This window comes from Arthrobacter sp. TB 26 (assembly GCF_000427315.1).
Classification (GTDB): Bacteria; Actinomycetota; Actinomycetes; order Actinomycetales; family Micrococcaceae; genus Arthrobacter.
Genome location: NZ_AUPJ01000316.1, coordinates 1 through 12,157, shown reverse-complemented (window position 1 = coordinate 12,157; position 12,157 = coordinate 1). Strand labels below are relative to the sequence as shown.

Annotated in this window: 9 protein-coding genes; 8 read left to right on the top strand and 1 reads right to left on the bottom strand. The window is 60.0% G+C overall.

Annotated features, from left to right (window positions below; all coding sequences use genetic code 11):
* Positions 1 to 240: 240 nt before the first annotated feature.
* The 5 genes from K789_RS0111965 (at position 241) to K789_RS0111945 (ending at position 4,117) form a co-directional block, all read left to right on the top strand.
* Positions 241 to 1,374 carry a tyrosine-type recombinase/integrase gene (locus K789_RS0111965; protein ID WP_024366784.1) on the top strand — a complete coding sequence of 378 codons (1,134 nt, stop codon included), beginning with the start codon at positions 241 to 243 and terminating at the stop codon, positions 1,372 to 1,374.
* On the top strand, positions 1,371 to 1,715 hold the full coding sequence (locus K789_RS0111960; protein ID WP_024366785.1) for a helix-turn-helix domain-containing protein: 345 nt from the start codon (positions 1,371 to 1,373) through the stop codon (positions 1,713 to 1,715). The genes K789_RS0111965 and K789_RS0111960 overlap by 4 nt, the downstream gene beginning before the upstream one ends.
* A gap of 172 nt (positions 1,716 to 1,887) precedes the next feature.
* Positions 1,888 to 3,243, top strand: coding sequence for a hypothetical protein (locus K789_RS0111955; RefSeq protein ID WP_024366786.1), 1,356 nt, complete (start codon positions 1,888 to 1,890; stop codon positions 3,241 to 3,243).
* A 247-nt stretch (positions 3,244 to 3,490) separates the two neighbouring features.
* On the top strand, positions 3,491 to 3,769 hold the full coding sequence (locus K789_RS0111950) for a type II toxin-antitoxin system Phd/YefM family antitoxin (RefSeq protein WP_024366961.1): 279 nt from the start codon (positions 3,491 to 3,493) through the stop codon (positions 3,767 to 3,769).
* Positions 3,770 to 4,117 (top strand): hypothetical protein, encoded by a 348-nt coding sequence (locus K789_RS0111945; protein WP_024366960.1) that lies wholly within the window; start codon positions 3,770 to 3,772, stop codon positions 4,115 to 4,117.
* A 477-nt stretch (positions 4,118 to 4,594) separates the two neighbouring features.
* Here K789_RS0111945 and K789_RS0111940 read toward each other — a convergent pair whose 3' ends face one another.
* Complete coding sequence (locus tag K789_RS0111940; RefSeq protein WP_024366959.1) at positions 4,595 to 8,197, bottom strand: NACHT domain-containing protein; 3,603 nt, start codon at positions 8,195 to 8,197, stop codon at positions 4,595 to 4,597.
* An 855-nt stretch (positions 8,198 to 9,052) separates the two neighbouring features.
* Between K789_RS0111940 and K789_RS0111935 the strand changes: the two genes are divergently transcribed.
* From K789_RS0111935 to K789_RS0111925, 3 genes are all read left to right on the top strand, one after another.
* Positions 9,053 to 10,186, top strand: coding sequence for a tyrosine-type recombinase/integrase (locus K789_RS0111935; RefSeq protein ID WP_024366784.1), 1,134 nt, complete (start codon positions 9,053 to 9,055; stop codon positions 10,184 to 10,186).
* Positions 10,183 to 10,527 carry a helix-turn-helix domain-containing protein gene (locus K789_RS0111930; protein ID WP_024366785.1) on the top strand — a complete coding sequence of 115 codons (345 nt, stop codon included), beginning with the start codon at positions 10,183 to 10,185 and terminating at the stop codon, positions 10,525 to 10,527. Before K789_RS0111935 ends, K789_RS0111930 begins: the two co-directional genes overlap by 4 nt.
* 172 nt (positions 10,528 to 10,699) lie before the next feature.
* Positions 10,700 to 12,055 carry a hypothetical protein gene (locus K789_RS0111925; protein ID WP_024366786.1) on the top strand — a complete coding sequence of 452 codons (1,356 nt, stop codon included), beginning with the start codon at positions 10,700 to 10,702 and terminating at the stop codon, positions 12,053 to 12,055.
* Positions 12,056 to 12,157 lie beyond the last annotated feature (102 nt).

Below are 12,157 nucleotides of genomic sequence, written 5' to 3'. Positions count from 1 at the left end.
GTAAAGAGGCTATTCGCATTTTCTGCGAATACATCCACTTCTGATAACGATCGCTCAGGAGCCGAGATCGGCCCTGACCAGGCGATTCGCTCGATTCGCCACGCGCAGGATCACCTCGGGCGAGGCGAACTGTTGTGGTTTCCTGTGTCGCAAAATCCGGGTCTGATCAGGCATTTTGTGTCTCATTGTTGCATTTTTTGCATTTTGACTGCAAAAATTGCAGTCGACATAGGAGGCTCCTTGGGTGATAAGTTCGGCGGTCTCGCGTTCCTCCCGCTGCCTAATCGAGAGCCGGATCGTGACGGGTTCCTGAGCGAGGTGCTCACCGGGTGGAAGCGATCGCACTCGGCGCAAAACTTCACCATGCAAACGACCAGGCGCCGGGTCGCATCTGTTATGCGCCTGGCGGACTTCTCGGGCAAGTATCCGTGGGAGTGGGCCCCCGTCGACGCGGACGAGCTGTTCGACCATCTTCGCGGTGTCGAGAACCTGGCCTTGTCCACTGTCCGGGCCTACCAGACGGACATCAAACTGTTTTGCGAGTATGCAACCAACCCTGAATACCCGTGGAACGAGAACTGCGGGCGCCTCTTCGGGACAACCTTTTCCCAGGTGATCACCGAGTTCAACAAAGCCAGGCACGTCCAGGATGCCGATATGGGTCCGGAGAAGCGTGCCTTTACTCTCGAGGAGCTGCAGGCCTTCTTCGACCTAGCCGACCTGGAAGTCGAACGGATCATAAACTCCGGACGCAAGGGCGCTCTTGCCGCGTGGCGTGACGCCGTCGCCTTCAAGACCGCCTACGGTTGGGGCCTTCGGCGCGACGAACTCCGTCACCTCGGCCTGGTCGATTTCTCCCGCAATGTCAAGGCTCCGTACTTCGGCGACTACGGCATTCTGCGCGTCCGGTTCGGGAAGTCGCAGAAGGGCTCCCCCAAGAAACAGCGGTCCGTGCTGACCCTCCTGGACTGGGCAGCCGAGGCGGTTGATGACTGGGTCAAACGCGGTCTTCCCCGCTACGGGCAGCCTGTCAGCGATCTCTTCCCGACTGGCCGCGGCGGCCTGGTTCCGGAAAAGAACCTCCGGGATCGGATGCGCGGATTCCTCGACGAACTCGGCTTTCCGCCGGGGCTCGACCTTCACTCCCTGCGACGGTCCTATGTCACGCACATGCAGACCGAGTACGGCTATGACACCAAGTTCATCTCGATGCAGGTTGGCCACGAGCACACAGCGACGACCACGATCTACACACTTCCCTCCCCCGACTTCGCCGCGCGCGAACTGGAACGCGTGCTCAACACAACCCTCCTGGCCAGCAACAGCAAGCTGCTGACCAAACCCACAACGCCTTCCGGAAAGGCATCACGATGAACCGTCAAATCGACTACCAGTTCCGCGTCAAGGAGCTGATGGCACGCGCCGGGATGCGCAACAGCCGCGATCTGGTCGCTCCGCTTCGGGAGCGTGGCATCACGCTCTCCGAGTCGCAGATCTACCGACTCGTCGGACAGAACCCGGACCGGATCGCCTTCCAGGTCTTGGCAGCACTTTGCGACATCTTCAAGGTCGAAGCCAACGAAATCTTTACCTACACAGGAACGGAAACCCGCACCCAGCGCCGTCGGACCGCCGTCGGCGACGGCACGGATGTCCCCCTGATGGAGGCCTACCGCCCGGTCCGCGCCCGCATTACCCGTCCCGATGAGCAGTGAGTTCAAGCCGCGCGGTCGTCCCCGATCAAACAGGACGAGCGAGGGTTGCGACCGCTGCGGGAGAACCACCGGAAAGATCCGGGTCCGCTGGCCAGACGGACGGATCTGCGGAATATGCTTCACGAACGCAACCCACCGATACGGTCAATGCCCGCTCTGCGGTGCCGACAGAATGCTGCCAGGTCGAACGGATGCGGGCGACGACATCTGTCGCGAATGCGCCGGCATCACGACGGACCTCACCTGTGACAACTGCGGCCGCGAGGCCGAGCGCTTCCGCGGGGGTCACTGCATCACCTGCGTTCTCGCCAACGATCTGACGGAGCTTCTGAGGCCGAATGACCCACCCGACCTGCGGCTCAAACGCCTTATCAAGGTATTGACCGGGGCCACGCGGCCGGAGAGCATCTACACCTGGCTGCGCAGCAACGGTGGCCGGTCCGCCGGGCTGCTCAAACGGATCGGTGACAGGGAGATCGAGCTCTCCCACCGGGCTTTCGACGAACTGCCCAAGACGCCGGCGGTCGAGCACGTCCGCGCGATCCTCACTCATAACCGGATCCTGCCCGCACAGGAAGACCGGCAGCTGGCCATGTTCGAGCAGTGGCTGGAAGAACGCCTCGACCAGCTCTCCTCGACGCCGGAAATCCACGCCCCCATCGAGCGTTTCGCCCGCTGGCATCACCTCAAGAGACTTCGGGCGGAGTCATCCGCGACGAAGAACATGAACTATGCCGTGCGCTCGGCCAAGCAGGAGATCACAGAGGCCGGAAAGTTCCTCCGCTGGCTCCTCGATGAGCACCGCCGGACAGCAGCTTCCTTCCGCCAGATACATATCGACGAATACCTCTCCGAGGGCACCTCAACCCGTCGACATATCCGGAACTTCATCCAATACCTCAAGCGGGAAACGCCGGGGAAGGACATCCAGGTCGCTGCGCGGCTGGCCAGGACGACGCCCGTCCTCAGCCAGCAGGAACGCCTGGACCTTGTCCGCAAGCTCATCGAGGCCGACAACGTCGCCTTGTCGATCCGCATCGCGGGGCTGATCTTCCTGCTCTATGGCATCCCCATCGGCAGGATCGCCATGCTCACCATCGACGACGTCGAAGTGACCGGCAAAGGCATGTTCCTCAGTCTCGGCCGGTATCCGGCACCTATTCCCGAGCTGCTGGCACCCATGTTCTGGGCCCACCTCCAGGACCGCGCCGGCCAACAGACAGTCAACCGCGATACACGCTGGCTCTTCCCGGGCGTCCGCGCAGGAGCACCCCGATCCCCCAACACCCACCTCCTGAAGCTGCGCGGGATGGGCGTCAACATCCAAGGCATCCGCAACACCACCCTGCAGAGCCTGGTCAAAGAAATTGACGCCACGTCACTTGCCCGCATGCTCGGATACAGCAAGCAGACTCTGTCCCGCCACGCGGGAGCCGCCGGCGCACCCATGTCGAGCTACGTTGTCGGCAAGAACCCCCGCTTCGCCGAAGAGCGCAGTCGCGACCAAACTGCGAACAAAACCCAGTGACAAAGCACCAGAGGGTATGACGGCGAGCATCATCGATAGAGACCCTCAGCTCGCCCACGGAGCGAGGAATAAACCCCAAAGCGATAACCCGCTTATCCAGTTGAACCGTGATTATTGCATCTGATGAATCACGCAGGCCCGCTCATGGCGGCTCCTGAGGCCGCGAACGCCCCCTCGGCCGTCACGCCTGACACAAACATGTACATGTTTCTGGACGGAAAGAAGGTTCTTTGCTAGCCTTACAACCATGACTATTGCCGCCATCGAAACTGTCACCCAGGCCAGATCTGGACTCACAGGGCACCTCAAAGCGTTCCGACGAGAGGGGGTGCTTGCGGAGCCCGCCCTGATCGGTGGGCATCGTAAGCCAGAGGCTGCGCTCATTCCTATTGAAATGTATGAACAGCTGCTTCCTCAGATCGATGAAATTCGCATGCGAGCTGAAGCAGCCCATCGCATTGCCACGCAGACATCCATGCCTCTTGCCGATTTGGTCTCCGAACTGGGGCTGGGTCCGGAAGCATAAATGGGTTATGAAAAAATATCTGTACTTGAGGGCTTTAGAAGCGATATAAAGCAGCTCCCGGATAACTGTAAGAGAATGGCCATCCAGATTCTCGTGGATGTAAAGGACGGCGTTCTCTCTGGTGAGCCTCTAGGTACATCCTTAGCGACTGGCGATCTGAGCGACTGCTTCAAGGTCTACTTCGATCCAGACCCTGATTTCGTTGGTCGCGGCGACTGGCGTTTCCGACTCGTATACCGGGTCCTGAGCGACGGGGCCGTCGAAGGTGTGGTCGTCGAAGGAGTCTCAGTTGGAAGGCGACAAAATCTCGACGCATATCTGCGAGCAATCGAGAATCTTCGCAGATAGATCCTACAGCAGCGAGTTCGATCTTATAAGGCCCGAGTGACCTAAGGGCGGAATCCGCATTGTAAGACCGTGTCGGGTGGCCCCACCCCTTCGGACCGGGCGCTTCTGTAGGCGCCCTCTGTTAGCGGCCATGAAAAACTGCCCGTGGGCGGCCACGGAACTGCCCACTGAAGGCCACGAAAACTGCCCGTCGGTGGCCATGAGATCTGCCCATTTCCTTACTGAAACCTGCTGCTTAAGCGGCGGGAGCCTCCTCCCGGGGTTTGATGACGGTGTCTAGTCGAACCAAAGTCGGCCGGGAAGAGGCCCAATGAAGTTTGACGGAGAAATCATGACGACTTCCAAAGAATTTGGCCCGGAGTGCGAGACTACTTTTGCCGGACGTTACGCAAAGCTGACGATTGATTGTTGTATTCGATGCAGTGTCCTTATCCCTCGTTCTCCTCCCTTCTTGTAGGAACCAATCGCTGCCTCGCCCTAGAACCCCCAGCTGACGTCAGCGTGTGTCTTCAGCGGCCTATCGTTGTGACCTTTTGACAGAGACGTGTCCGCCATATCCAGCCAGTCGTTCGGGAAGAGGCTTGGGCTGCGCAGGATGTATTCAGCAGCATCCGTTGGCAGATTCTCAACCACGGGGAAGATTCCTAGTCCGGCCGGCCCAAAGGATTCCACCAGCTCAAGATTTTCGAGCGAGGGATCTTCTAGAGCCATTCGGGTCGCGACGATTTCTGCCGGCCATGCTCCGACAGGAAACGACGCGGCGGCAGCGATGAGCGTCCGGTCGGTTCCCATCACAGCGTTAGGATCCGCAGAATTGTGAGCGAGTAGCAGCCGTACCGCCGTATCTTCAGCCCAATCAACAGTGATTTCCAGGGGCCGGCGACGTGAGATCTTAGAGCCAGCGATCCTGCTACTAGATGACACAAGGGCTTGCAAATTCGTTTCTGGCAAAGCGGATACGATTTCTGCAATCTCCGGGAGCAGTTTGCCGATGACAGCTGGGCTGCCTGCAACCAGCAATCCTAAGACCCAGGCTGCCTTGGAATGGTCGTCGCTACAGCACACCCGCTGCTCTTGCCACCAGGCATCTTTGCCGTGGTTCATGCTTATACCCGGAAGCCATGTTCCATAGTCCATGGCGGGTCCGAAGCAAGCAGCATCTCTGGTGAAATTGCCGCCTATCCGCACTTCGCTCTTAGGCAGAGCGGCAGCAACAGCCGCAATTTCAGTGGCTAGCCATGTTGGTCGCCCATATGCTGCTGACAAGGCGCGGGCGGTGTTGACCCATCGGCTCGTGGTGCCCTTCTCTCCCTTCCTGACCCGTAGAGCGGCCTGCAGTTGGCCGTCACCATGACGCTCCGCTAGCCGTTTCAATGCTGCAGTTCGCTGGCTTTGGGAAGTTTCGGGGACTTCGTGTCCGACCTCAACGAGCCGGTTCGAAGCCGTATTGCCGCCCGCCATCGTGATCAGGGTGTGAGGCGCGACCACCCGCAGAAGGTCGGCGGCCTCGGAAGTGCCACTAGGGGAGGTTTCAGAGCAGTGTCCGTCAAGAACCCAGTCAAGCAGACGTTTCGCTCCAGAGCCGCCTTCGTAGGGCGCGATCCCGGCTGCCAAGGCAGAACGTGCGGCCCCCGGAGTGTCTAAAGCCAACGCGTCAACCGTAGTGGGAGCCAGTGATAATCCTGGTTGAAGGACACGGCCGACATGTAGCCAGTCTGCTTCTCTACTTGAACCGGCTGCGTTTTCGACTTCGGCGGCCCACCAAGATTTGAACGTCGCACGATCACCAACGGCAGCGGCAATCTCGCTTCGTGGTGAGGTCAGGGGCGAACTCACGTCTGCCGTAATCGCGGTCCGGAGTCGTTCCCCAAGATCGAGGCCCCCATACTCTTTCGCGAGGATCGCAAATTTCGATCCGCTGGCAATCTCCGAGGCAATCAGCCGGACGCCAAGGTCGTCGGCGAACAGGTTCACAATGCGCCTCTGGCTGGCCGCGCGTTCCTTGAAGATGCCGTCACACAGCAGTGTCCAAACGGTCGTCTGGAACTGCCTTCCACCAGGTAGTTCGCTGAACCGTTCCTCAATCAGGTCGGCCACGTTCGGAATCTCGCGTGGTTGAAAGTGACCGCCTAGGAACCTGGCCGTGTTGGCCCAGTAGGCTCGCGGGAGCAACTCGATGAGTGCACCCGCAGGCTCGTAGTCGTGGCCTGTGTCCGCTTGCGCGAATTCGTAGAGAAAGCGAGCTGTGAAGAATTCACGTATCGACTGAACATCGAACTCATATGTGCCGGTCTGCTTGCTTGTCAGAACCCAGACTCGGTCCCGCATAGCCTCAAACAACACTTTCACGGGCGCACTGGCCTTTTCCACAACGGCCAAATAGGCTGTCATCTCTCGGATAATCCGCTGCGCTGGCAGGCGGGTTGAAGATGCATCCACCTCGGAGAGGGCCTGCATCAGCCACCCCAAGTAGGAAGTGGCTTCCTCCAGATCGGCGCGGCTCTCGAGCACAGTTTTGGACTTCAAGGACTCTCGCTCAAGGAACAGGTCAATATAGGACCGGTAGAGACTCGTCCGCGCCGTGGGAAGAGACTCGCCCTTGGTTCGGATCAAATGCAGCAAAATCGTTAATTGCATCGGGTTGTCCGCAAGTTGGGACACATGCGGCGCGGCCGTCTGTTCGCCAAAGACACGTTCCAAAGTGCGCCGCTCGGCGCTGTCGAGGTGCTGCGCCGCTGCCCACCTCCGCACGTAGCGCTTCTTGATCGATTCGTCTAACGGCTGGAGAACTATCCGCTCAAAAATATCCTGCGCTGGCTCCGGTAGCCCCGACGCATTGGGTCGCGTGGTAACGAGAATCCTCATATTCCCCGGTCTCGCTTGGACCCACCGACTTGTGAACTCGTCGATATGGCGGACTACATTCTCGCGCAGCACCAAGGATGCTACCTCGTCAAGGCCATCCAGAACTATTTGGGTTGGGAATCGGTTAAGGATGCTGCGAATGTCCTCGATGGTCATGCTATGACCAGGCGCGGCCGCTTCGAAGTGGTCCACCAAGAACCACTCAAGGTCAATCCGGCTGCGAGGCTTGGCTTTCCGCCCAGCCTGATCTACTGCAGCATATGGGTCGTTGCCGCCAATCCATTCCGCGTAGTCTGCCAAGTCGATCCTGATCGCTACTCGCAGATCATTAGTTTGGTCCGCTGGCAGCGATTCTTTTCGCGCGGCCAAGTGCTCGCGCCCAATGAACTCGGCCCTGTACACCTGGCAGACGTACTGCGCCACAGTGGACTTTCCCTGCCCCGGAACGCCCTCTAGGAGAGTCAGCCAGGGAGTCTCAGGGGCAAGCAGATGCCTGGCCACGGCCCCAACGCTCATGGACGGCAAGTGCATGTTCCGTGGGTTCCTGTTTCGTCGACCTGCTACGTCGACAAAGAAGTCGGTGAGCAGATCAGAGGCGAAGTCGACCTGCTTGAACTTAACCCGCTTGTCACGATCCCACTGCGTGGCCACGTAAGTAACGAGGACATCACGCTCTCGCCTCTCGCGGTCCTGAAGCAACTCGGAACGCAGAAGGGTGATGAGCGCGTCTGTACCGGCCAGCATGTCGACATACGCAGCCTTGATCTCAAAAGGAGCCAGATCAACCCAGGCATCCAAGTCGGATGCCCATATGCATGACATCGGGATGCCATACTTCTTGCCGAGCTCGTCGAGAGTTCGTTCGATCTCATCTCGCGTCCCGCTCTTGGGCGTGGCGCTTCCCTCTACGTTGGTTATCAGAATGTATTTCTGGCATCCCTCGGAGACGAGTCGCCGGATATTAGAGTCCTCGCCGTTGATTGTTGACGTGAGCCACGACGCAGGCTTCTTTGATCGCGCACCGGTCCACTTAACTTGAAGAATTGTTCTCTTTGCCCCGGTCCCGGAGGTCATGTCCCGACCACCGTCCTTCTCACCTACTGGAAAGACGGCGACGTCCTCAAAGCGGTCAACGACGAGTGCACCGCACAACTGTTGGAACCGCTTATCACCAAGACGCTCATATAGGTACTTGTACGAACCGGAACTTGCCACAACCCACTCCCCTTAAGTGATCCGACCCTAGGTTACGGCGTGGAATTCGTTGAGCCTCTAGGCGCGCGAGGAGCTGGAGGCTTGAACGCCGGCAGATGCCATCCTGCTCCGATATCGGGGCAAGATGTGGGCACCCAAAACTGTCTAGCCCTACCCTGGGATACGGTCAGTCCGCCCATGGGCCGGAGACGAGATCATATGAGGATTGGGGTATCAGCCCTTTGCCATGCCAGGACTGTGTCCGGTGGCGAGCACTACTGCGTGGGAATGGAACCTGATCATAAGCCCTCAGTCATCAGCCGGCTACTGCGGGAGGTGTCATGGGAGGGCCGGAACGTGAACCGGTATCGGGACGGCGGTCGCGGCATGGAAAACGCCTTGACTGTAGAGGTTTTTCAGGGCACGTCCAACCTCCCGCGAAATCTGTTCCTTCGGGAAGTCTTACGTTGTGCCCATGATGCCGAGCAAACGCGCTTTGCTGCAGCCGATGAGGTTGAACGTGCTGACCTGGACGTGCTGCCGGGCAGTCTGCTGCCGCCTAGCGGGTAGTCCGAGTATTTGTTGGTTCCGCTGACATAGAGCACGGCGCGCCGATAATGGCCGTTACGTCAGCCCGTAAAGAGGCTATTCGCATTTTCTGCGAATACATCCACTTCTGATAACGATCGCTCAGGAGCCGAGATCGGCCCTGACCAGGCGATTCGCTCGATTCGCCACGCGCAGGATCACCTCGGGCGAGGCGAACTGTTGTGGTTTCCTGTGTCGCAAAATCCGGGTCTGATCAGGCATTTTGTGTCTCATTGTTGCATTTTTTGCATTTTGACTGCAAAAATTGCAGTCGACATAGGAGGCTCCTTGGGTGATAAGTTCGGCGGTCTCGCGTTCCTCCCGCTGCCTAATCGAGAGCCGGATCGTGACGGGTTCCTGAGCGAGGTGCTCACCGGGTGGAAGCGATCGCACTCGGCGCAAAACTTCACCATGCAAACGACCAGGCGCCGGGTCGCATCTGTTATGCGCCTGGCGGACTTCTCGGGCAAGTATCCGTGGGAGTGGGCCCCCGTCGACGCGGACGAGCTGTTCGACCATCTTCGCGGTGTCGAGAACCTGGCCTTGTCCACTGTCCGGGCCTACCAGACGGACATCAAACTGTTTTGCGAGTATGCAACCAACCCTGAATACCCGTGGAACGAGAACTGCGGGCGCCTCTTCGGGACAACCTTTTCCCAGGTGATCACCGAGTTCAACAAAGCCAGGCACGTCCAGGATGCCGATATGGGTCCGGAGAAGCGTGCCTTTACTCTCGAGGAGCTGCAGGCCTTCTTCGACCTAGCCGACCTGGAAGTCGAACGGATCATAAACTCCGGACGCAAGGGCGCTCTTGCCGCGTGGCGTGACGCCGTCGCCTTCAAGACCGCCTACGGTTGGGGCCTTCGGCGCGACGAACTCCGTCACCTCGGCCTGGTCGATTTCTCCCGCAATGTCAAGGCTCCGTACTTCGGCGACTACGGCATTCTGCGCGTCCGGTTCGGGAAGTCGCAGAAGGGCTCCCCCAAGAAACAGCGGTCCGTGCTGACCCTCCTGGACTGGGCAGCCGAGGCGGTTGATGACTGGGTCAAACGCGGTCTTCCCCGCTACGGGCAGCCTGTCAGCGATCTCTTCCCGACTGGCCGCGGCGGCCTGGTTCCGGAAAAGAACCTCCGGGATCGGATGCGCGGATTCCTCGACGAACTCGGCTTTCCGCCGGGGCTCGACCTTCACTCCCTGCGACGGTCCTATGTCACGCACATGCAGACCGAGTACGGCTATGACACCAAGTTCATCTCGATGCAGGTTGGCCACGAGCACACAGCGACGACCACGATCTACACACTTCCCTCCCCCGACTTCGCCGCGCGCGAACTGGAACGCGTGCTCAACACAACCCTCCTGGCCAGCAACAGCAAGCTGCTGACCAAACCCACAACGCCTTCCGGAAAGGCATCACGATGAACCGTCAAATCGACTACCAGTTCCGCGTCAAGGAGCTGATGGCACGCGCCGGGATGCGCAACAGCCGCGATCTGGTCGCTCCGCTTCGGGAGCGTGGCATCACGCTCTCCGAGTCGCAGATCTACCGACTCGTCGGACAGAACCCGGACCGGATCGCCTTCCAGGTCTTGGCAGCACTTTGCGACATCTTCAAGGTCGAAGCCAACGAAATCTTTACCTACACAGGAACGGAAACCCGCACCCAGCGCCGTCGGACCGCCGTCGGCGACGGCACGGATGTCCCCCTGATGGAGGCCTACCGCCCGGTCCGCGCCCGCATTACCCGTCCCGATGAGCAGTGAGTTCAAGCCGCGCGGTCGTCCCCGATCAAACAGGACGAGCGAGGGTTGCGACCGCTGCGGGAGAACCACCGGAAAGATCCGGGTCCGCTGGCCAGACGGACGGATCTGCGGAATATGCTTCACGAACGCAACCCACCGATACGGTCAATGCCCGCTCTGCGGTGCCGACAGAATGCTGCCAGGTCGAACGGATGCGGGCGACGACATCTGTCGCGAATGCGCCGGCATCACGACGGACCTCACCTGTGACAACTGCGGCCGCGAGGCCGAGCGCTTCCGCGGGGGTCACTGCATCACCTGCGTTCTCGCCAACGATCTGACGGAGCTTCTGAGGCCGAATGACCCACCCGACCTGCGGCTCAAACGCCTTATCAAGGTATTGACCGGGGCCACGCGGCCGGAGAGCATCTACACCTGGCTGCGCAGCAACGGTGGCCGGTCCGCCGGGCTGCTCAAACGGATCGGTGACAGGGAGATCGAGCTCTCCCACCGGGCTTTCGACGAACTGCCCAAGACGCCGGCGGTCGAGCACGTCCGCGCGATCCTCACTCATAACCGGATCCTGCCCGCACAGGAAGACCGGCAGCTGGCCATGTTCGAGCAGTGGCTGGAAGAACGCCTCGACCAGCTCTCCTCGACGCCGGAAATCCACGCCCCCATCGAGCGTTTCGCCCGCTGGCATCACCTCAAGAGACTTCGGGCGGAGTCATCCGCGACGAAGAACATGAACTATGCCGTGCGCTCGGCCAAGCAGGAGATCACAGAGGCCGGAAAGTTCCTCCGCTGGCTCCTCGATGAGCACCGCCGGACAGCAGCTTCCTTCCGCCAGATACATATCGACGAATACCTCTCCGAGGGCACCTCAACCCGTCGACATATCCGGAACTTCATCCAATACCTCAAGCGGGAAACGCCGGGGAAGGACATCCAGGTCGCTGCGCGGCTGGCCAGGACGACGCCCGTCCTCAGCCAGCAGGAACGCCTGGACCTTGTCCGCAAGCTCATCGAGGCCGACAACGTCGCCTTGTCGATCCGCATCGCGGGGCTGATCTTCCTGCTCTATGGCATCCCCATCGGCAGGATCGCCATGCTCACCATCGACGACGTCGAAGTGACCGGCAAAGGCATGTTCCTCAGTCTCGGCCGGTATCCGGCACCTATTCCCGAGCTGCTGGCACCCATGTTCTGGGCCCACCTCCAGGACCGCGCCGGCCAACAGACAGTCAACCGCGATACACGCTGGCTCTTCCCGGGCGTCCGCGCAGGAGCACCCCGATCCCCCAACACCCACCTCCTGAAGCTGCGCGGGATGGGCGTCAACATCCAAGGCATCCGCAACACCACCCTGCAGAGCCTGGTCAAAGAAATTGACGCCACGTCACTTGCCCGCATGCTCGGATACAGCAAGCAGACTCTGTCCCGCCACGCGGGAGCCGCCGGCGCACCCATGTCGAGCTACGTTGTCGGCAAGAACCCCCGCTTCGCCGAAGAGCGCAGTCGCGACCAAACTGCGAACAAAACCCAGTGACAAAGCACCAGAGGGTATGACGGCGAGCATCATCGATAGAGACCCTCAGCTCGCCCACGGAGCGAGGAATAAACCCCAAAGCGATAACCCGCTTATCCAGTT